Origin of the sequence: Pantoea sp. SOD02 (assembly GCF_024707505.1) — a bacterium.
Lineage (GTDB): Bacteria > Pseudomonadota > Gammaproteobacteria > Enterobacterales > Enterobacteriaceae > Pantoea > Pantoea symbiotica.
The window spans coordinates 3,829,352-3,848,556 of the sequence record NZ_CP102604.1 but is presented as its reverse complement, the minus strand read 5'-3'; the positions used below and the strand labels follow the sequence as shown (position 1 = coordinate 3,848,556).

The following is a 19,205-nucleotide window of genomic DNA, read 5'->3' as shown; positions in this document are numbered from 1 at the left end:
TTGTGTTTTACAGGAGTACGGCATGGCAAACCCGTCACTGAAGTGGATCAACAACCTGCGCTTAGCGGGCCAGCAGGGCTTGTGGCAGATCGAAATCGATAACGGCAAGATTGCGCAGATTCGCCCGCAGCCGCCGCAAACCGCAGCACAGCCAGACGCGCTTGATGCGCAGGGCGGACTGGCGAGCGCACCGTTTATCGAGCCGCATATTCACCTCGACACCACGCAAACCGCCGGCGAACCCGCGTGGAACCAATCCGGCACGCTGTTTGAAGGCATCGAACGCTGGGCGGAGCGCAAAGCGCTGCTGAGCCATGACGATGTGAAACAGCGCGCGCAGCAAACCTTGAAGTGGCAAATCGCCAACGGCATTCAGCATGTGCGTACTCACGTGGATGTCTCCGATCCCACGCTCACCGCGTTAAAAGCGATGCTGGAAGTGAAAGCGGAAATGGCGCCGTGGATCGACATCCAGATTGTGGCGTTTCCGCAGGAAGGCATTCTCTCTTATCCCAACGGCGAAGCGTTGCTGGAAGAGGCGCTGCGCATGGGCGCGGATGTGGTGGGCGCGATTCCGCACTACGAATTCACTCGCGAATATGGCGTGGAGTCGCTGCATAAAACCTTTGCGCTGGCTAATCGCTACGATCGGCTGGTGGATGTGCACTGCGACGAGATCGACGATGAGCAGTCGCGCTTTGTGGAAACCGTGGCGGCGCTGGCGCACCGTGATGGCAACGGCGAGCGCGTCACCGCCAGCCACACCACGGCGATGCACTCATACAATAATGCCTATACTTCGCGGCTGTTCCGTCTGCTCAAGCTCTCAAATATCAACTTTGTTGCCAATCCGCTGGTGAATATCCACCTGCAAGGGCGCTTTGATAGCTATCCGAAACGTCGTGGCATCACGCGGGTGAAAGAGCTGCTGGAAGCAAACATCAACGTCTGTTTCGGGCACGATGATGTGTTCGATCCCTGGTATCCGCTCGGCACTGCCAGCATGTTGCAGGTACTGCATATGGGATTGCATGTCTGTCAGCTGATGGGCTACGAGCAGATTGATAATGGTTTGCAGCTGATTACCGCGAACAGCGCCAAAACCATGCAGCTGGCGAATTACGGTATTGAGGCAGGTAATGATGCCAGTTTGATTATTCTGCCGGCGGAGAGTGGATTTGATGCGGTGCGGCGTCAGGTGCCGGTACGTTATTCACTGCGGAAAGGCGTGTTGGTGGCAGCGACGCAGCCCGCCAGCAGCGAGATCTATTTAGCGGAAAAAGAAGCGGTAACCTTCAAACGCTGAGGAGCAGGGCGGACCGAGGTCCGCCCATCAAACTTAGTGCGTTACGTGGCCGTGCTGGCGATGTTTGGTCACAAAGCCGAGCAGAACACACATCACAAACACCACGGCGTACAAACCGTTAGCGGTAGAGAGCGCGGCATGTGCGCCACCTTGCGCCACGATTGGGCCGGTTACCACGAACGTCAGCATAGTGCCGACGGTGCCGCAGGTCAGGATGAAGTTCACCAGCTTCGGTGAAGAGACCTTGGTTTGCAGCGAACCCAGCGTGATGATGGTGGTGTAAATCGCGCTTGAGCTGAAGCCCAGTGTCATGATGATCCAGTGCAGCATGCTGGCGTCTTTAGAGGTGACAAACCAGTACATCAAACCGGTTGCCAGCGCGGCCAGCACCATCAGGATGCGCTGCAGATCGAAGAAGCGCAGCACGAAGCTGAACACCCACATGCCGACCATGTACGCGGTCCAGAAGTTACCCACCAGCTGACCGGCAGCGGCGATATCCATGCCCATCGATTTGGTGGCATATTCCGGCACCCATGAAATAAAGCCGAGCTGACCGAGGATGTAGCACAGCGCCGCAATCGACAGGAACAGCACGCCGATGCCCCATTTCTCTTTCTCAACGCCTGGCTTAGCCGCTTCGCTTTTCAGCACCGGGAACTCAATGAATAGCGTCAGCACAAAGATGGCGACATAAATGATGCCGATGCAGGCGTAAACCCAATACCACGGCAGCGCGCGCGCCAGCAGAATACCGGCGATGATCGGGAAGATGGTGCCTGCCATGCTGAAGAACGAATCGGTAAACAGCAGACGTGCGCCGCGCTGACGACCATCGTAAAGATGGGTGATCAGGAAGGTACCAATCGACATGGTGATGCCGCTCACCACGCCGAGGATGAACATGCACAGCGAGAAGACGGTGAGATCGTGGCTGGTCATCAGACCCGCAACGGCGAGGATCATCAGCACGAAGCCAAAGATCAACTGGCGCTTCAACGGCACAATCACCATCAGCCAGGCGTTCAGGAACACCGACACCAAAATGCCCGCATTAAGGAATGTGAAGGTGTTGCTCATTTCTGAAATAGGGCGCTGGAAATACTGCGCGATATTGTCCAGCACCATACCGGTAACGATCACCAGTGCGCCGGTGAGCGCATAGGAGAAATAGCTAATCCAGGTAAGGCCAATGCGATTACGGTTTGTCATGTTCTGAACCTGTTAAGCGCCGAGATTGGCAAAAAGTGTCATGAATTGTAAGTGTTGCTGTGATCTTAATAAACAACGAGTGTAACAAGGCGGAAATATTTCATTGAGAGTGTGATTTTAGTCACGCAAATGATTGCGTGGTGGCAAAAGTATGACAATAGCAACATCCGCGTAAATATCGGTAAAACGCTGGCTCTTGGATCACATGCTCTTTACAATCAATCTCGTTTTTGAGCTAGCTCTCCATGGTAAGGAATCTTTCATGCTTAAACGTACTTTGACAGCGGCGGTTGCCCTGTTAGCGCTCTCTTCTGTATCTTCTGCCGCGCTTGCCGCAAAAGGAGATCCACATGTGCTGCTCACCACTTCTGCAGGCAATATTGAACTCGAACTGAACAACCAGAAAGCCCCGGTTTCGGTGAAAAACTTCGTTGATTACGTCAACAATGGTTTCTACAACAACACCATTTTCCACCGCGTGATCCCTGGTTTTATGATTCAGGGCGGCGGTTTCACTACCGATATGCAGCAGAAGCAAACGGTAGCGCCGATCAAAAACGAAGCCGACAACGGCTTGCGTAATCTGCGCGGCACCATTTCGATGGCGCGTACCGCAGATAAAGATAGCGCCACCAGCCAGTTCTTCCTCAACGTAGCCGATAACGCTTTCCTCGATCACGGTCAGCGTGATTTCGGGTATGCGGTGTTTGGTAAAGTTGTGAAAGGCCAGGATGTGATCGACAAGATTGCGCAGGTCCCGACTAAAGATGTCGGTCCGTACCAAAATGTGCCATCAAAACCGATTGTTATCCTCTCCGCCAAAGTCCTGCCTTAATTCTTAAACGCGCCATTTTCCTTTGGCGCGTCATTTGCACTCCGGCAAAGCAAAAAATTGCTGCTTATACTTAGGGCTCACTGCTTGCCGGAGGCGCTATGACCAGCAAACTCACCGAGAAACAGAAAGCCACCTTGTGGCAGCAGCGCCGTGCTGCGAGCTATCAAGCCAGCTGCCGACTGGCCGGTTACACGTCCAGTGAGCCGCTCATCGAGGCCGAACATGCCGAAGAACGCCTGGCGTCACTGAGGAGGCAATATGGCGGATAACAGCTTAGCGGTTCGCGATCCCTATCTGTGGCACAACGACAGTGTGCTGAAGAATCGTCTCGATATTCATGATGAAGCCCAACTGCGCAAAGCGGAACTGGCTTTCAGCACCGCGCGCCTGGCGACGTTAGAACTTGGCCAGCGCAGCATCGGTTTGCCACGTCTTTGCCATATTCATCACAGGCTGTTTCAGGATCTCTACAGCTGGGCGGGGGAATTGCGCACCATCGATATCTGGCGCGATGAAACGCCGTATTGTCATTGCGAGTACATCGAGAAAGAGGGCAACACGCTGATGCAGGCGCTGGAGGAAGAGCGCGGCCTGGCTGACCTTGAGCAGGAAGTTTTCGTGGCGCGTATCGCGCATTATTACTGTGAGATCTTCGTACTGCACCCGTTCCGCGCCGGCAATGGCCGCGCGCAGCGCATCTTCTTCGAGCAGCTGGCACTGCATGCCGGTTATCAGCTTGCGTGGGAAACACTCGAACGCGATGCGTGGCGCGCCGCGATCTCGGCTGGTGTCGCAGGCGATCTGGCGCCGCTTACCGCGCAGTTTGCGAAAGTGGTGAGCCCGGCGAACTAAAATGGGTAGAATTGCGTCGCTTTTACTGGCCTGAGGGCGCTATGCTGCTGCTAATCGATAACTACGACTCCTTCACCTGGAATCTCTATCAGTACTTTTGCGAACTGGGCGCGGAGGTGCGCGTGGTGCGCAATGACGCCATTACGCTGGAAGAGATGGCAGCGCTGCCGCTGACGCATCTGGTGATTTCGCCGGGCCCGTGTACGCCGGATCAATCTGGCATCTCGCTCGCGGCAATTCGCCATTTCGCCGGGTGCGTGCCGATCCTTGGCGTTTGCCTTGGGCATCAGGCGATTGCGCAAGCCTATGGAGCGAAGGTGGTGCGCGCGCGCCAGGTGATGCACGGCAAAACCTCGCTGATCCAGCACGCTAATCAAGGTGTGTTTCGCGATCTGAATAATCCGCTTACCGTGACGCGCTATCACTCATTGATTGTGGCGCGCGATACGCTGCCCGCTGAGTTTGAAGTCACCGCGTGGACCCTGCGCGACGGCCAGCCGGATGAGATCATGGGTTTCCGCCATCGCACCTTGCCGCTGGAAGGCGTGCAGTTCCATCCGGAAAGCATCCTCAGTGAGCAAGGGCATCAGCTGCTGGCTAATTTCCTCAACGCGTAACTTATGTTTGCCTTCGTGTGATTTTTTATGCATATTTTGTGATTATATTTTCACATCAGCTCAACAAATAACCCGATGAGGTCGTCAATGGCAGCGGAAAAACTAGCGGTAACCCGGGAAACGTTCGATAACGTTATTTTGCCTGTTTATGCACCTGCGCAGTTTGTGCCGGTAAAAGGTAAAGGCAGCCGAGTGTGGGATCAGCAGGGCAAAGAGTATATCGATTTCTCTGGCGGGATCGCGGTGACTGCATTGGGGCATTGTCATCCGGCGCTGGTGGAAACGCTGAAAACCCAGGGCGAAACGCTGTGGCACACCAGCAACGTGTTCACCAACGAACCGGCGCTGCGTCTGGCGAGTAAACTGATTGCCGCGACCTTTGCCGATCGGGTGTTTTTCGGTAACTCCGGCGCGGAAGCTAACGAAGCAGCATTCAAGCTGGCGCGTTATTACGCCTGCAAAAAACACAGCCCGTTTAAAAGCAAAATCATCGCCTTCCATAACGCCTTCCACGGCCGCACGCTGTTCACCGTGTCGGTTGGCGGCCAGCCGAAATACTCCGATGGCTTCGGTCCAAAACCGGCGGATATCGTGCATGTGCCGTTCAACGATCTCAATGCGGTGAAAACGGTGATTGATGATCACACCTGCGCCATCGTGGTCGAGCCGATTCAGGGCGAAGGCGGCGTGATGCCGGCCACGCCAGAATTTATGCAAGGTCTGCGCGCGCTGTGCGATGAACATAATGCGCTGCTGGTACTCGATGAAGTGCAGAGCGGCATGGGACGTAGCGGCAAACTGTTTGCGTATGAGCATTACGGTATCAAGCCCGATATTATTACCAGCGCGAAAGCGCTGGGCGGCGGTTTCCCGGTCAGTGCGATGTTGACCACCAACGAAATTGCCTCGGTGATGGCGCCGGGCGTTCACGGCACCACTTACGGCGGCAATCCGCTGGCCTGTGCCATCGCTGAAACTGCGCTGGATATCATCAATACGCCAGAAGTGCTGGAAGGTGTGGAAGCGCGTCGTCAGCAGTTTGTTGAAGCGCTGCAAGCCATCGACAGCAAATTCGATATCTTCAGCGAAATTCGTGGCAAAGGTCTGCTGATTGGTGCCGCGCTGAAGCCGCAGTTCGCCAGCAAGGCGCGTGACATCCTCAATGCTTCTGCAGCGGAAGGGCTGATGATTCTCACCGCCGGTACCGACGTGATTCGTTTTGTGCCGTCGCTGGTGATTGAACCTACCGATATCGCCGAAGGCATGACGCGTTTCGCCAGCGCGATTGAAAAGGTGCTGGCTGCTTAATCCGCTTTCGGACGTAACACCTTGAGCCAGCGACCATGATGCGGTCGCTGGCTCCACGCCAGCGAAGAGATGGTGTGCATCACGCTGAGGTGCTGCAAAATCCGCTTCACATGCTGTTCGACAATCGTCACCGGCCCTTCATTGAGATTCTCCGGCGCTTCCAGAATATTGCTGTCGTTGCCCGGCCCGTCATACGCCAGCCGCTGCTGACAACGCTGCAGCGCGATTTCACAGGATTGCAGATAACGTTCCGCTAGCTTCGCCGTCAACATGGTGTGCTCACGCGCCAGAATCGTCATGGCGTTAATATGCTCGACGATAAACTGACTGTGCGTAACCCACATGCGCATATCTTTCAGGTATTGCAAATTAAAGCCTGGCTCGCTCGATGCCTGGTTCAATGAGTTGAACAGCGCGTTGTGCGCCTGATTAACCTTCATGCGCTGATAAGCCAGTTTCTCCGGCGACTGTTCCGGGCCTAACAACATTCGCAGCGCTTCCTGATAGGCTTCCAGCGCATCGTGCGCGTTCTTGCGCAGCAGCCCGCTTTGCCACTGCGGCCACAGCCAAATCATCCCGGCGAAGGCAATCAAGCAGCCCATCAAGGTATCCATCATGCGCGGCAGCAGAAACTGCGCGCCATTGAGCGACAGCAGCTGCAGCGAATACACCGCCGTGACGGTGAAGCCAATCATCGACCAGCCGTAATATTTACGCGTGATCAGATAACTCGCCAGCGTGATCCCCAGCATAAACAGCAAGGTGATCGATTCCGGCACCGCCAGCCGTAATGAGGCGGCGGCGATCAGCAAACCGGCAAAGGTGCCCAGCGCACGGTGCTGGATACGCACGCGCGTCGCGCTGTAACCGTTCTGGCTGACGAACATGATGGTCATCAGAATCCAGTAAGGTTTGGGGATGTTAAAGAACAGCGCCAGCGAACTGCCAAACATCAGCATTACGGCGAAGCGTGCCGCGGTGCGTAACGCGGTGGATTTGAATGACAGATAACTGCGCAGCGCCGGCAACAGCGGCAAACGGCGCTGGCGATCGGCCATCAGGTCACGCGTGTAGAGCGGTTTCTGCGTACGCAATACGCGGGCGATGCGGCTGAAGTGATACAGGCAGAAGTTGCCGACCGGATTATCCGGATGCTGGCGCGCAATTTTCTCCAGCGCGCCGAGCTGTTTCTCCATGTGGAAACGGTCTGGCAGCTGATGGTAGAGAATCGCATCCGCCAGCACGCGCAGCCGCGCCGAGATGATTTTGGCGTTCCAGCGAATCACCGCTTCGGCGTGGCTCTCCTCAACCAGCTTCTGCACCTCTTCCGGCTGATGCAAACTCACCGAGATGTGTTCCTGTAAATCCAGCGCCACCTGAAAAGCGCGCGTCAGGCGTTTGTGGCTGTTATCGCGGCTGGCCGACAGCATATGCATTTGCTGATAGCAGGTGGTGATGAGATCGACCGCCTTTTGCTGACGCGCCAGCAGCGGTGGAAGCGCTTTTTCTGGATCGGTTAACTGCGTCAGTAAGGTGTATTTGGCATCGCAATAATCCGCCAGTTCGCGGAACAGCAGGCTGAGCGACTCGCGCATCGGCTGCTCTTTCCACAGCCAGAACCAGAACCAGTTGAATAAGCCGTACCACAGCGTGCCGCCAATGTAGAGCAGCGGCGGCACCCACATCGGCATGCGTCCCACTAAGCTGAGCGTAAAGATGGCGGCTATCAAAGTTGCGGGCAGCAAGCGCGCATGCAGCGGACCGATTTCGCCGGTCACGCCAATCAGCAATGGTAGCGCCAGCAAAATCAGCGGCAGCGGAATCTGGTAAGCGGTGAGGATTTGCATCAGGAAACTGCCGGTGGCAAACAGCGAACCACCCACAATCAGGCGTTTGAAGAAGCGTTTGTGCGGCGTATCCAGCCCCGCCATGTTGCAGCAGGCCGGCACTAATGAGAACAGCAGACCTTTTTGCAGATCGCCAAACAGCCAGCCGAGAGCCACAGGCAGGCACAGCACCAGCGTTTGCCGCAGCGCATAGTTAACTTCGGGATGATAGATGATTCGGCGCCACATCAGCTCATCGCAAATAGAAACGGCGCGATGTTGCCATCACGCCGTGGGTGAGAAGAAATTAGCGGGTGCCGTAAACGACGATGGTTTTACCGTGTGCGGAGATCAGGTTCTGATCTTCCAGCATTTTCAGGATACGACCCACGGTTTCGCGTGAGCAACCCACGATCTGACCAATCTCCTGACGGGTGATTTTGATTTGCATCCCGTCTGGGTGAGTCATCGCATCTGGCTGTTTGGCCAGATTTAGCAGCGTTTGCGCGATGCGTCCGGTTACATCGAGGAAGGCAAGGTTGCCCACTTTCTCAGATGTGACTTGCAGACGACGCGCCATTTGCGACGAAAGTCGCATTAAAATATCCGGGTTTACCTGAATCAGCTGACGGAATTTTTTGTATGAAATTTCAGCCACTTCGCAGGCAGACTTCGCACGTACCCAGGCACTACGTTCCTGGCCTTCTTCGAAAAGACCGAGTTCGCCAATGAAATCTCCCTGATTGAGGTAGGAGAGAATCATCTCTTTGCCTTCTTCATCTTTAATCAGTACCGCTACGGAACCTTTTACGATGTAGTACAGCGTTTCCGCTTTCTCACCCTGATGGATGAGCGTGCTTTTGGATGGATATTTGTGAATATGGCAATGGGACAGGAACCATTCGAGTGTAGGGTCTGTTTGCGGTTTGCCGAGAACCATTCGCTATTATCCTCTGTTGTAATCGTGCCCAAAATACAGGGGGCATTTTTCCCTGTCAGGCGGTTTAATCGTCGAGCGTTTCCAGTAAAGGAAAAATTATTCCGGGTGGACTCTTAAGCTACGCTTTTGATTCTTCCGGCCTTCGTCTGTGATGACGAAAATATTTTCAGCACTGTTTGTAGCACAGCTTTTGCGAGCTGTCTTGTGTTGTCTCGCTTCAGCAGAAGGGGGATTACTCTGGATTGCTGTTTGTCAGGTGAAAGCGTACTCTGGCGGCAAAACCGCCGCTTCAGGAGAGAGAATAATGCAGGCACGAGTGAAATGGGTGGAAGGTCTTACCTTTCTCGGAGAATCCTCATCTGGCCATCAGGTATTAATGGACGGTAATTCCGGTGATAAAGCGCCAAGTCCAATGGAGATGGTGCTGATGGCCGCGGGCGGCTGTAGCGCCATTGATGTGGTTTCGATCCTGCAAAAAGGGCGCAGCGATGTGGCCGATTGCGAAGTGAAACTCACCTCAGAACGCCGTGAAGAGGCGCCACGCATTTTTACCACCATTAACCTACATTTTATTGTCAGCGGCAAAGCGTTGAGCGATAAAGCGGTTGCGCGCGCGGTTGATCTGTCGGCGGAAAAATATTGCTCGGTGGCGATCATGCTCGGAAAAGGCGTGGAAATTACCCACAGCTATGAGGTTGTCGAGTTGTAATCGGTCGTAGGGGAGGCATTCATGCCTCCCTTTTCACAGCCCGCACCAAACCTACTCAATTCGCTTCCCTTCAATCAGTCGCTGAACCAGCGGCAGCATAATCAGCTCCATCGCCAATCCCATTTTGCCGCCCGGCACCACCAGCGTATTGATGTGGGAAATAAACGATCCCTGAATCATCGCCAGCAGATAGGGGAACGCGATGCCTTCCAGGCCACGGAAATGAATCACCACGAAGCTTTCGTCGAGCGAGGGAATTTCGCGGGCGGCAAACGGGTTTGAGGTATCAACGGTCGGCACGCGCTGGAAGTTAATGTGGGTGCGCGAGAACTGTGGCGTGATGAAGTTAATGTAATCCTCCATCGAACGTACCACCGAATCCATCACCGCTTCGCGTGAATGGCCGCGCTCGCCGGTGTCACGCACCAGCTTCTGAATCCACTCAAGGTTAACAATCGGTACCACGCCAACCAGCAAATCGACATGCTCCGCCACATTTTGCTGCTGCGTGACCACGCCGCCGTGCAAGCCTTCATAAAACAGCACATCGGTGTTTTCCGGCAGCGGCTGCCACGGCGTGAAAGTGCCCGGCACCTGATTCCACGGCACCGCTTCATCGTAGGTGTGCAGATATTTGCGTGATTCGCCGAGGCCGGTTTGGCCGTAATGTTTGAACGTCTGCTCCAGTAGGCCGAAATCATTGGCTTCCGGGCCGAAGTAGCTGATGTGGCGACCGAGATCGCGCGCTTTGCGGATCGCCATGTCCATTTCGGGACGTGTGAAGCGATGGAAACTGTCGCCCTCGAGTTCCGCCGCATGCAGATTCAGCTGCTGGAAAATCTTGCGGAAGGCGAGGCTGGTGGTGGTGGTTCCGGCGCCGCTGGAACCGGTGACGGCAATAATTGGATGCCTGGCTGACATAACAGAGCTCCCTGTGAGGTCCGGCGATGAGCATTGTTACCACGAATTGCCGCTGGGTGCATCAGCCGCGGAATTCACCCTTCGGCATAATATTGATCGATTCATGCAGTTCCGACCACACCAGCACCACGTCGCCGCGCTCCAGCTGGCGGCGCACATCGGCGACTTTTTGCAGTAAACTGCGTTCCTGCTCGCCGTAATCGGTGCCTTCGCGTAACACGAAGGTTTCAATCAGGTTTTCCAGCGTCTCCGCTTCGAGTTCTTGCCAGGGAATAATCACAATTACACATCCAGATAGGTTGAGAGCCAGTCGGGCACGCGCTGTTCCAGCCACATTTTCGGTTTAAGCAAGGTGCCGCCGACGAAACCGACGTGGCCGCCTTGCTGCGTCAGCTGATACTGAATGGAAGCTGACAGCTGGTCAGGTTGCGGGATCACGGCATCGGTCATAAAGGGATCGTCTTGCGCATGAATGATCAGCAGCGGTTTGCGCACGCCGGTGAGCAGCGGCATCGCGCTGGCTCGTTGATAATAGTCGTTGGCGTCAATAAAACCGTGCGCCCGTGCGGTTATCGCATCATCGAACTCACGTAAGCGGCGGAAAGCGCGTAACTGGCTGAGATCGACCGGCAGCGTGCCGGGCCAGGCGCGCAGTTTGCGCGTGGCGTTCTTTTTCAGCTGCGTCAGCAAATAGTGCTGATAGAAGCGCGAGAAGCCAACGTCCAACTTGCCGCTGCACGGCTCCAGCGCCAGCGGCGCCGAGATGGCGATGGCGGCATCAATCGGCACATCGTGACCTTGTTGACCCAGCAGGCAAGCCAGCATGTTGCCGCCCAGCGAAACGCCGACAGCGGCGGTCGGCACGCTGCCCCATTCGCGTTGCAGCCAGTTAAGGAAGTAGGTGGCGTCTTCAGTTTCACCGGAGTGATAGATGCGCTTTAAGCGATTTGGCTCGCCGCTGCAGCCGCGAAAGTGCATCACCACCGCCAGCCAGCCGCGCGCCTGACACGCCTGCATCAGGCCGTGCGCATACGGGCTGCGAAAGCTGCCTTCCAGGCCGTGAAACATCACCATGCGCGGTTTATGACGCGCCTGCGCCGGATCTTCACTCCACGCTAAATCGACAAAATCGCCGTCCGGCAGGTCAAGACGCTGCCAGTGCGGACGCAACGTGACGCGGCGGCGCAGAATGCGCGGCAGCAGCGTTTGAAGATGCGCGTTACTGAATCCGCGCAGTGGTTTAAAGCGCTCGCCGCTGGGGCGATCAAAATAGCTTGGGTAAAGGCTTGTCTGATGCATAAGTCGCTGATAGCTTCGATGGGTTGTTCGCTTTACTGGGTGAGGAGCACCCGAATATACATGGAACTGAGTCTTTTTTTATCAATGTTAGGTTTTCTTTGGGTCGCGGCCATCACGCCCGGGCCCAATAATATGTTACTTACCGCCTCGGGTGCTAATTTTGGCTTCCTGCGCACCATTCCGCTGCTCATTGGTATCATGATTGGTATGCAAGTCATGTTGCTGATGGTGGCATTTGGCATTGGCGGTCTCATCCTGCTTTATCCTTCGCTGCATCTCATCCTGAAGATTGCCGGTAGCCTTTATCTGCTGTGGCTGGCGTGGAAAATCGCCAGCGCCGAGTATGAAAAGCTGGAAACCGACGATGTGACGGTGAAGCAGATGCCATTCTGGCAAGGCGGCTTGCTGCAGCTGATCAACCCGAAAGCCTGGCTGATGGCGCTCGGTGCGGTGGCCAGCTTCAGCCTGGCGGGGAGCGAATATCTGCATTCGGTGCTGGCGATCAGCCTCGGCATGTTCATGGTAAATGTGGTTTCCGGGGTGATCTGGATGGGCTTTGGCTCGCTGATTGGACGTCTGCTGCGCAGCCCACGCGCGTGGAAAATGTTCAATCTGGCGATGGGCTTGCTCACCGCCGCGTGCGTATTGCTGATTTGGCGCTGAGTTAACTGGAAGCGCGTTCAACGCGCTTCCACGGCAACACTTCATGTACTACCGACGAGTTGGGCTGGCGGATGCGTTGCAGCAGCAGCTGTACGCTGCGCACACCCATGCGATTCATCGGCTGCTCAATCGTCGTCAGCGGTGGATTCAGGCTGCTGGTAAAGTTGATGCCATCAAATCCCACCACCGCTAAATCTTCCGGCACGCGTAAACCCGCTTCCAGCGCTGCGTGTATTACGCCAACCGCCAACACATCCGACACTGCAAACACCGCATCAGGCCGTTCCGGCTGTGTCAGCAGTTCGCGCAAGGCCGCACTGCCCGATTCGCAGGTGACATTCTCGGCGTAAGCCACGCCGCACCAGCTGAGTTCCAGCTGCTCCAGCGCCGCGCGATATCCCTCTTCGCGCTTATGCGAATAGAGGTAGCGCATATCACAGTTGACCAGCGCAATACGGCGTCGGCCTTTACTCGCCAGATAACGCACGGTTTCGAAAGCTGCTTCTTTATTATCAATCGCTACGCTTGAGGCGGCGATCGCCGGATCGTATTCGGCGCACTGCACCCAAGGCGCATCGCCAATCAATTCTTTCAGCTCCTGCAAACTGCTGGCGGCATCCATGGTGATCACGCCATCAACCACTTTGCCGGTGAGCAGGGCGATGTAGGCCGCTTCGCGCCGCAGCTGCGATCCTGAGTTACACAGCAGAATGTGGTAACCCTGCGCTTCCGCTTCGGCTTCAATGCCCTGAACCACGCGTGAGCAGAACGGATTGGTGATGTCAGGGATCAGCACTAACAACATATGGCTTTGCGAGGTACGAAGCTGACGCGCCAGTAAGTTGGGTTGATAGTCGCAGATGTCGATGGCCGCCAGCACTTTGGCGCGCGTGTCCGGGCGCACGCCGGGATTCTGGTTCAAAACCCGTGAAACGGTGGCTTTTGACACGCCAGCCAGGTGTGCGACTTTCTCAATCGACATGGATTCAGGACCGCTCGTTAAGAGTGAAAAATGAGATGTCTATCAATATCACAGCTGCTATGTGAGCGCGTGACATATTTACCGATTTCCCTTTTCTTTCCATTTGCATTTCCTGCATAGCCTTACCCGATGTTGATCTAAGAACGGATCGTCATTAGGGATAATTTTTAATTCCTTTATGAAATTACTCTTGCTGGAGAAACTGCTCAGACAAAAACACATTGGGGTGAATGATGATGGCGATGAAAAAAACAATAACGGCGGTCGCAGCGGCTCTGGCCCTGATGGCGTTCCAGGCGCAAGCGGTCAACGTTACCGTGGCGTATCAGACGTCGGCGGAACCGGCCAAAGTGGCGCAGGCGGATAACACCTTCGCCAAAGAGAGCGGTGCCACCGTGGACTGGCGCAAATTTGATAGCGGAGCCAGCGTGTTGCGTGCTCTGGCATCGGGCGACGTCCAGATTGGCAATATCGGTTCCAGCCCGCTGGCGGTCGCCGCCACGCAAAAGCTGCCGATTGAAGCTTTCCTGCTGGCCTCACAGCTCGGTAACTCCGAAGCGCTGGTGGTGAAGAAAACCATCAAAGATCCCAAAGACCTGATTGGCAAGCGCATCGCCGTGCCATTCATCTCAACTACGCACTACAGCTTCCTCGCCGCGCTCAAGCATTGGGGCATCAAGCCTTCGCAAGTGACCTTAGTCAACCTGCAGCCACCGGCGATTATTGCTGCCTGGAAACGCGGTGACATTGACGGTGCTTACGTCTGGTCTCCGGCGGTAAATGAGCTGGAGAAAGATGGCAAGGTGCTGACGGATTCTTCGCAGGTTGGCAAGTGGGGCGCGCCAACGCTTGATGTGTGGGTGGTGCGTAAAGACTTCGCGCAGCAGCATCCAGAAATCGTCACCGCCTTTGCCCGCAGCGCCGTTGAAGCGCAACAAGCTTACATTGCCAATCCGGAGCAATGGCTGAAGCAGTCAGACAATCTGAGCAAGCTGGCGCGCCTGAGCGGTGTACCCGAAGCGGATGTGCCGGTGCTGGTGAAAGGCAACACCTATCTCACCGCGCAGCAGCAGGTAGAGCAGCTCGGCAAGCCGGTGAACAAGGCGATTGTCGATACCGCCGGCTTCCTGAAAGAGCAGGGCAAAGTGCCAGAAGCGGATAGCGATTACAGCAGCTTCGTTACCACGCGCTTCGTTGCACCCTTAGCGAAATAACCGGAGGCCGCATGCTTAACATCACCAATCTCAATCCGCGTTACGCCGGACAACCCGCGCTGCAGGACATCAACCTGCAGCTGGGCAGCCGAGACCTGTTGGTGGTGTTAGGCCCTTCCGGCTGTGGCAAAACCACGCTGCTGAACCTCATCGCCGGCTTTCTGCCGCTGGAATCCGGCAGCATTACGCTGGATGGCAAAAAGGTGGAAGGGCCGGGCGCGGAACGCGGCGTGGTATTTCAGAATGAAGGCTTGCTGCCGTGGCGCAACGTGATTGATAACGTTTCGTTCGGCTTGCAACTGGCGGGGATGGCGAAGGCGGAGCGCCATAGCATTGCACGCCGTTTAATCCGCAAAGTAGGACTGGAAGGTGCAGAAAAGCGTTTTATCTGGCAGCTCTCTGGGGGTCAACGTCAGCGCGTGGGCATTGCGCGTGCGCTGGCGGCTGATCCTCAGTTGCTGCTGTTAGATGAGCCGTTCGGTGCGCTGGACGCCTTTACCCGCGAACAGATGCAAACCCTGCTGCTAACGCTGTGGCGTGATACCGGTAAACAGATTCTGCTGATCACCCACGACATCGAAGAAGCGGTGTTCCTTGCCAGCGAACTGGTGCTGCTGTCGCCGGGACCGGGCCGCGTAGTGGAACGTTTGAAACTCGATTTCGGCCAGCGCTTTGCCGCCGGGGAACCTTGCCGCAGCATCAAATCCGATCCGGCGTTTATCGAACGTCGCGAATATGTACTGAATCAGGTGTTTTCCCAGCGTGAGGCGTTTATATGAGTGCGGTGATTGATGAGAAAACCCAAGCGCGTCGTCGCGGACTGCGCTGGCCGTTCTCGCGCCAGTTCTCACTCAGCCTGCTCAGCGTTGGCCTGTTGCTGCTGTTGTGGTGGGCGATAACCGCGCTCGGCTTAGTGGCGCCGCTGTTTTTACCGCCGCCGCAAGTGGTGCTGCAGAAGCTGATATTGATTGCCAGCCCGCAAGGCTTTATGGATGCCACGCTTTGGCAGCACTTGGGCGCTAGCCTGGCGCGCATGCTGGTGGCGCTGTTCTTTGCCGCGCTGATTGGCATTCCGGTCGGGATTGCCATGGGCCTGAGCCCGGCGATTCGCGGCTTGCTTGATCCGCTGATCGAACTCTATCGCCCGGTGCCGCCGTTGGCCTATTTGCCGCTGATGGTGATTTGGTTTGGCATTGGCGAAACCTCGAAGATCTTACTGATTTATCTGGCGATTTTCGCGCCGGTGACCTTATCGACGCTGGCGGGCGTGAAGAATGCCCAGCAGGTACGGATTCGCGCGGCACAGGCGCTGGGCGCATCGCGCTGGCAGCTGCTGCGCTTCGTGATTCTGCCCGGCGCGCTGCCGGAAATCCTCACCGGCTTGCGCATTGGTCTCGGCGTAGGTTGGTCAACGCTGGTGGCGGCGGAACTGATTGCCGCTACGCGTGGACTCGGCTTTATGGTGCAGTCGGCGGGTGAGTTCCTCGCCACCGACGTGGTACTGGCCGGTATCGCCGTGATTGCCCTGATTGCCTTTGGCTTAGAACTGGGTCTGCGCGCCTTGCAGCGCCGACTGACGCCCTGGAATGGAGAACAGCAATGAACGAACGACTTTCTTTTACCGCTTTGGGCCCGCATATCGGGGCGCAGGTTAGCGATGTCGATCTCAGCCGTCCGCTGAGTGATGCCCAGTTTGAACAGCTCTATCATGGCCTGCTGCGCCATCAGGTGCTGTTCCTGCGCAATCAGGTAATTACCCCGGAACAGCAGCGCGCGCTGGCGATTCGCTTTGGCGATCTGCATATCCATCCGGTCTATCCGCATGCGGAAGGCGTAGAAGAGATCATCGTGCTGGATACCCATCAGGATAATCCGCCGGATAATGACAACTGGCACACCGATGTCACCTTTATTCAAACGCCACCGGCAATTTCGATTCTGGCTTCCAAACTGCTGCCGGAAAGCGGCGGCGATACCTTGTGGTCAACCGGCATTGCGGCCTATGAAGCACTGTCTGAGCCGTTTAAGACGCTGTTGAATGGGTTGCAGGCGGAGCATGACTTTAAGAAGTCGTTCCAGGAGTACAAATACCGTAAAACCGAGGAAGAGCATCAGCGCTGGCAGCAAGCGGTTGCCAAAAATCCGCCGGTGCAGCATCCGGTGATCCGTACGCATCCGGTGAGCGGACGCAAGGCGTTGTTTGTCAACGAAGGTTTTACTACGCGTTTGCTGGGCTTAAGCGAAAAAGAGAGCGATGCGCTGCTTAACTTCCTGTTCTGGCATAGCGCTAAACCGGAGTTCCAGGTGCGCTGGCGCTGGCAGGAGAATGATGTGGCGATCTGGGATAACCGCGTGACGCAGCATTATGCCAACGCGGATTATTATCCGGCGCGGAGAGTAATGCATCGTGCGACGGTGTTGGGGGATAAGCCGTTTTGATGAGTCCAGGTCGGCATGAATGCCGACCCTACAACTGCCTGCGGGCGCGTAGGGTCAGCATTTATGCTGACCGGAAAGACTGCACTTAACTCGCCAGCATCTGCTCCAGCTGTTCCTGCGCATCCAGCCACGCCATTTCGACCTCTTCCAGCGCGGCTTTACTCTCGGCCTGACGCTGCAGCGCCACGTTCAAGTCGGCTTTGCGGCTCTGATCGTAAATCGCGCTGTCGGCCAACTGTGCTTCGGCATCGCTGAGCTGGCTCTGCCACTTCGCCATCTGCTTCTCAAGCTTTTCGATCTCTTTGCGCAGCGGCTGCGTTTGTGCACGCAGTTCGGCGTCGCGGCGTTTCTGATCTTTACGGGATTGTGCGCTGTTGCCATTATCCTGCTTCGGCGCGGCATCCTGTTGCGCTTGCTGCTTCTGCAGATCGCTCAGCCACTGCTGATAATCTTCCAGATCGCCTTCAAACACATCGACCTTGCCGTCGTGCACCAGATAGAGATCGTCGGTAGTGGCGCGCAGCAGATGACGATCGTGCGAGACCACCACCAACGCGCCTTCGAAATCAATCAGCGCTTCGGTCAGCGCCTGACGCATATCGAGATCGAGGTGGTTAGTCGGTTCATCAAGCAGCAGCAGGTTCGGGCGCTGCCAGACAATTAATGCCAGCACCAGACGCGCTTTTTCGCCGCCAGAGAAACGTTCAGTGATTTCGCTGACTTTATCGCCTTGGAAGCCGAAGCCGCCAAGATAGTCGCGCAGCTGCTGCTCAAGCACTTTCGGCGCGATGCGTGATAAATGCTGCAACGGTGATTCATCGGCGCGCAGATATTCCAGCTGATGCTGGGCGAAGTAACCGAGCTTGATGCCTTTCGCCAGGCCAACTTTGCCATCCAGCGCCTCGAGCTCACCGGCGAGCAGTTTAATCAGCGTCGATTTACCCGCGCCGTTACGGCCCAGCAGGCCAATACGCGAACCTGGCACAAGATTGAGTTTGATGGCGTCGAGAATGATGCGTTCGCCATAACCGGCGGTGACGCGCTCCATCTTTAGCAACGGATTCGGCAAGCTTTCGGGCGCGCGGAAACTGAAGCTGAATGGGTTATCGACGTGCGCCGGCGCAATCAGCTCCATGCGCTCCAGCATTTTGATACGGCTTTGCGCCTGCTTCGCTTTGGTGGCCTGCGCGCGGAAGCGATCGATATACTTCTGCAGGTGCGCCACTTTTTCCTGCTGGCTCTGGAACAGCGCCTGCTGCTGCGCCAGCTTGGCGACGCGCTGACGTTCGAACGAGCTGTAGTTGCCGGTGTATTCAAACATCGTTTGCTGTTCGATGTGGATGATCTTATCGACCACCGGATCGAGGAAGTCGCGGTCGTGCGAAATCAGCACCAGCGTGCCTTCGTAGCTTTTCAGCCAGCGTTCAAGCCAGATCACTGCATCGAGATCGAGGTGGTTGGTCGGTTCATCGAGCAGCAGCAGATCGGAACGGCACACCAGCGCCTGCGCAAGGTTAAGGCGCATGCGCCAGCCACCGGAGAAGTCACTCACCGGCCGCATTAATTGTTCCTGGCTAAAGCCCAAACCGTGCAACAAACTTGAGGCGCGAGCAGGTATGCTCCACGCCTGAATCGCGTCCAGCTTGCCGTGCACCAAGGCGATGGCGTTGCCATCGTTGCGCGCATTGGCGTCGGCTAATTCGGATTCAAGCTGACGATATTCACGGTCGCCGTCGATAACATACTCCAGCGCGGGTTTGCTCAGCGCCGGGGTTTCCTGATTGACCCACGCCAGCGCCCAGTTGCTCGGGAAGGTGGCGTTACCTGCATCGCTGCTGATTTCGCCCTTCAGCAATGACAGCAGCGTCGATTTGCCGCAGCCGTTTTTACCCACTAAGCCCACTTTCTGGCCTGGGTTAATGGTGGCTGTTGCGTTATCCAGCAGCACGTTGGTGCCGCGGCGAATTTGTAGTGCTGAAAAGACAATCATAAGCGCCGTATCGTCAGAATATGTTAATTTACCGGCAACATAATTCGAGAAAATTTGTTGCGTCGAGCATGGTAGCGGAATTCCTGTGCCGT

Annotated in this window: 20 protein-coding genes; 12 read left to right on the top strand and 8 right to left on the bottom strand. The window is 56.0% G+C overall.

Annotation, left to right across the window (positions count from 1 at the left end; all coding sequences use genetic code 11):
• Nucleotides 1–22 precede the first annotated feature (22 nt).
• Nucleotides 23–1,306: a cytosine deaminase gene (locus tag NR302_RS17920; protein WP_154157210.1), complete on the top strand. Its 1,284-nt coding sequence runs from the start codon at nt 23–25 to the stop codon at nt 1,304–1,306.
• A 33-nt stretch (nt 1,307–1,339) separates the two neighbouring features.
• On the opposite strand, the gene tsgA is transcribed toward NR302_RS17920, so the two are convergent.
• Nucleotides 1,340–2,518 carry an MFS transporter TsgA gene (gene tsgA / locus NR302_RS17915; protein ID WP_008101801.1) on the bottom strand — a complete coding sequence of 393 codons (1,179 nt, stop codon included), beginning with the start codon at nt 2,516–2,518 and terminating at the stop codon, nt 1,340–1,342.
• Nucleotides 2,519–2,780: 262 nt separating this feature from the next.
• Between tsgA and ppiA the strand changes: the two genes are divergently transcribed.
• From ppiA to NR302_RS17890, 5 genes are all read left to right on the top strand, one after another.
• The gene (gene ppiA, locus NR302_RS17910; protein WP_008101803.1) at nt 2,781–3,353 is read left to right on the top strand and encodes a peptidylprolyl isomerase A; all 573 of its coding nucleotides are present in this window, start codon (nt 2,781–2,783) and stop codon (nt 3,351–3,353) included.
• Nucleotides 3,354–3,451: 98 nt separating this feature from the next.
• The gene (locus tag NR302_RS17905) at nt 3,452–3,622 is read left to right on the top strand and encodes a YhfG family protein (RefSeq protein ID WP_008101805.1); all 171 of its coding nucleotides are present in this window, start codon (nt 3,452–3,454) and stop codon (nt 3,620–3,622) included.
• Nucleotides 3,612–4,205, top strand: a complete 594-nt coding sequence (locus tag NR302_RS17900) for a putative adenosine monophosphate-protein transferase Fic (RefSeq protein WP_258144081.1) — start codon at nt 3,612–3,614, stop codon at nt 4,203–4,205. Before NR302_RS17905 ends, NR302_RS17900 begins: the two co-directional genes overlap by 11 nt.
• 41 nt (nt 4,206–4,246) lie before the next feature.
• Nucleotides 4,247–4,822: an aminodeoxychorismate synthase component II gene (locus NR302_RS17895; protein WP_258144080.1), complete on the top strand. Its 576-nt coding sequence runs from the start codon at nt 4,247–4,249 to the stop codon at nt 4,820–4,822.
• An 87-nt stretch (nt 4,823–4,909) separates the two neighbouring features.
• A complete protein-coding gene (locus NR302_RS17890) occupies nt 4,910–6,130 on the top strand; it encodes an aspartate aminotransferase family protein (protein WP_258144079.1) in 1,221 nt (406 codons plus the stop codon).
• On the opposite strand, the gene NR302_RS17885 is transcribed toward NR302_RS17890, so the two are convergent.
• Both NR302_RS17885 and crp read right to left on the bottom strand, forming a co-directional pair.
• Nucleotides 6,127–8,205 carry a YccS/YhfK family putative transporter gene (locus NR302_RS17885; RefSeq protein ID WP_179453216.1) on the bottom strand — a complete coding sequence of 693 codons (2,079 nt, stop codon included), beginning with the start codon at nt 8,203–8,205 and terminating at the stop codon, nt 6,127–6,129. The genes NR302_RS17890 and NR302_RS17885 overlap by 4 nt on opposite strands.
• Nucleotides 8,206–8,263: 58 nt before the next feature.
• Nucleotides 8,264–8,896 (bottom strand): cAMP-activated global transcriptional regulator CRP, encoded by a 633-nt coding sequence (crp, locus tag NR302_RS17880; RefSeq protein WP_003852956.1) that lies wholly within the window; start codon nt 8,894–8,896, stop codon nt 8,264–8,266.
• A 304-nt stretch (nt 8,897–9,200) separates the two neighbouring features.
• Here crp and NR302_RS17875 point away from each other — a divergent pair, with 304 nt between their 5' ends.
• Complete coding sequence (locus tag NR302_RS17875) at nt 9,201–9,605, top strand: OsmC family protein (protein ID WP_008101814.1); 405 nt, start codon at nt 9,201–9,203, stop codon at nt 9,603–9,605.
• Nucleotides 9,606–9,656: 51 nt separating this feature from the next.
• On the opposite strand, the gene NR302_RS17870 is transcribed toward NR302_RS17875, so the two are convergent.
• From NR302_RS17870 to NR302_RS17860, 3 genes are all read right to left on the bottom strand, one after another.
• Complete coding sequence (locus NR302_RS17870; RefSeq protein ID WP_008101816.1) at nt 9,657–10,526, bottom strand: phosphoribulokinase; 870 nt, start codon at nt 10,524–10,526, stop codon at nt 9,657–9,659.
• Nucleotides 10,527–10,587: 61 nt separating this feature from the next.
• Nucleotides 10,588–10,806, bottom strand: a complete 219-nt coding sequence (locus tag NR302_RS17865) for a YheU family protein (RefSeq protein WP_008101818.1) — start codon at nt 10,804–10,806, stop codon at nt 10,588–10,590.
• A gap of 2 nt (nt 10,807–10,808) precedes the next feature.
• Nucleotides 10,809–11,825, bottom strand: coding sequence for a hydrolase (locus NR302_RS17860; protein ID WP_154157205.1), 1,017 nt, complete (start codon nt 11,823–11,825; stop codon nt 10,809–10,811).
• A gap of 60 nt (nt 11,826–11,885) precedes the next feature.
• Here NR302_RS17860 and NR302_RS17855 point away from each other — a divergent pair, with 60 nt between their 5' ends.
• Nucleotides 11,886–12,488 (top strand): LysE family translocator, encoded by a 603-nt coding sequence (locus NR302_RS17855; RefSeq protein WP_008101822.1) that lies wholly within the window; start codon nt 11,886–11,888, stop codon nt 12,486–12,488.
• A 1-nt stretch (nt 12,489) separates the two neighbouring features.
• Here NR302_RS17855 and NR302_RS17850 read toward each other — a convergent pair whose 3' ends face one another.
• Complete coding sequence (locus tag NR302_RS17850) at nt 12,490–13,470, bottom strand: LacI family DNA-binding transcriptional regulator (RefSeq protein ID WP_008101823.1); 981 nt, start codon at nt 13,468–13,470, stop codon at nt 12,490–12,492.
• A 233-nt stretch (nt 13,471–13,703) separates the two neighbouring features.
• Between NR302_RS17850 and tauA the strand changes: the two genes are divergently transcribed.
• Genes tauA through tauD form a run of 4 tightly spaced genes read left to right on the top strand, consistent with a single transcriptional unit; the run spans nt 13,704 to nt 17,123 of the window.
• Nucleotides 13,704–14,684, top strand: a complete 981-nt coding sequence (tauA, locus tag NR302_RS17845; protein WP_374990632.1) for a taurine ABC transporter substrate-binding protein — start codon at nt 13,704–13,706, stop codon at nt 14,682–14,684.
• A gap of 11 nt (nt 14,685–14,695) precedes the next feature.
• Nucleotides 14,696–15,463, top strand: coding sequence for a taurine ABC transporter ATP-binding subunit (gene tauB / locus NR302_RS17840; RefSeq protein ID WP_258144077.1), 768 nt, complete (start codon nt 14,696–14,698; stop codon nt 15,461–15,463).
• Entirely contained in the window at nt 15,460–16,287 is an 828-nt protein-coding gene (tauC, locus tag NR302_RS17835) for a taurine ABC transporter permease TauC (protein ID WP_008101829.1), read from the top strand. Before tauB ends, tauC begins: the two co-directional genes overlap by 4 nt.
• The gene (tauD, locus tag NR302_RS17830) at nt 16,284–17,123 is read left to right on the top strand and encodes a taurine dioxygenase (RefSeq protein WP_258144076.1); all 840 of its coding nucleotides are present in this window, start codon (nt 16,284–16,286) and stop codon (nt 17,121–17,123) included. Before tauC ends, tauD begins: the two co-directional genes overlap by 4 nt.
• 85 nt (nt 17,124–17,208) lie before the next feature.
• Here tauD and NR302_RS17825 read toward each other — a convergent pair whose 3' ends face one another.
• Nucleotides 17,209–19,113: an ABC transporter ATP-binding protein gene (locus NR302_RS17825; protein ID WP_154194085.1), complete on the bottom strand. Its 1,905-nt coding sequence runs from the start codon at nt 19,111–19,113 to the stop codon at nt 17,209–17,211.
• Nucleotides 19,114–19,205: the final 92 nt, after the last annotated feature.

What these genes read in the sequence shown, in the direction of transcription:
- tauD (WP_258144076.1), top strand. Translation starts at nt 16,284, where the DNA reads ATGAACGAACGACTTTCTTTTACCGCTTTGGGCCCGCATATCGGGGCG.
- NR302_RS17860 (WP_154157205.1), bottom strand. Translation starts at nt 11,825, where the DNA reads ATGCATCAGACAAGCCTTTACCCAAGCTATTTTGATCGCCCCAGCGGC.
- tauC (WP_008101829.1), top strand. Translation starts at nt 15,460, where the DNA reads ATGAGTGCGGTGATTGATGAGAAAACCCAAGCGCGTCGTCGCGGACTG.
- tauB (WP_258144077.1), top strand. Translation starts at nt 14,696, where the DNA reads ATGCTTAACATCACCAATCTCAATCCGCGTTACGCCGGACAACCCGCG.
- tauA (WP_374990632.1), top strand. Translation starts at nt 13,704, where the DNA reads ATGATGGCGATGAAAAAAACAATAACGGCGGTCGCAGCGGCTCTGGCC.
- ppiA (WP_008101803.1), top strand. Translation starts at nt 2,781, where the DNA reads ATGCTTAAACGTACTTTGACAGCGGCGGTTGCCCTGTTAGCGCTCTCT.
- NR302_RS17870 (WP_008101816.1), bottom strand. Translation starts at nt 10,526, where the DNA reads ATGTCAGCCAGGCATCCAATTATTGCCGTCACCGGTTCCAGCGGCGCC.
- NR302_RS17905 (WP_008101805.1), top strand. Translation starts at nt 3,452, where the DNA reads ATGACCAGCAAACTCACCGAGAAACAGAAAGCCACCTTGTGGCAGCAG.
- NR302_RS17920 (WP_154157210.1), top strand. Translation starts at nt 23, where the DNA reads ATGGCAAACCCGTCACTGAAGTGGATCAACAACCTGCGCTTAGCGGGC.
- NR302_RS17890 (WP_258144079.1), top strand. Translation starts at nt 4,910, where the DNA reads ATGGCAGCGGAAAAACTAGCGGTAACCCGGGAAACGTTCGATAACGTT.
- NR302_RS17895 (WP_258144080.1), top strand. Translation starts at nt 4,247, where the DNA reads ATGCTGCTGCTAATCGATAACTACGACTCCTTCACCTGGAATCTCTAT.
- NR302_RS17900 (WP_258144081.1), top strand. Translation starts at nt 3,612, where the DNA reads ATGGCGGATAACAGCTTAGCGGTTCGCGATCCCTATCTGTGGCACAAC.
- tsgA (WP_008101801.1), bottom strand. Translation starts at nt 2,518, where the DNA reads ATGACAAACCGTAATCGCATTGGCCTTACCTGGATTAGCTATTTCTCC.
- NR302_RS17850 (WP_008101823.1), bottom strand. Translation starts at nt 13,470, where the DNA reads ATGTCGATTGAGAAAGTCGCACACCTGGCTGGCGTGTCAAAAGCCACC.
- NR302_RS17855 (WP_008101822.1), top strand. Translation starts at nt 11,886, where the DNA reads ATGGAACTGAGTCTTTTTTTATCAATGTTAGGTTTTCTTTGGGTCGCG.
- NR302_RS17875 (WP_008101814.1), top strand. Translation starts at nt 9,201, where the DNA reads ATGCAGGCACGAGTGAAATGGGTGGAAGGTCTTACCTTTCTCGGAGAA.
- NR302_RS17825 (WP_154194085.1), bottom strand. Translation starts at nt 19,113, where the DNA reads ATGATTGTCTTTTCAGCACTACAAATTCGCCGCGGCACCAACGTGCTG.
- crp (WP_003852956.1), bottom strand. Translation starts at nt 8,896, where the DNA reads ATGGTTCTCGGCAAACCGCAAACAGACCCTACACTCGAATGGTTCCTG.
- NR302_RS17885 (WP_179453216.1), bottom strand. Translation starts at nt 8,205, where the DNA reads ATGTGGCGCCGAATCATCTATCATCCCGAAGTTAACTATGCGCTGCGG.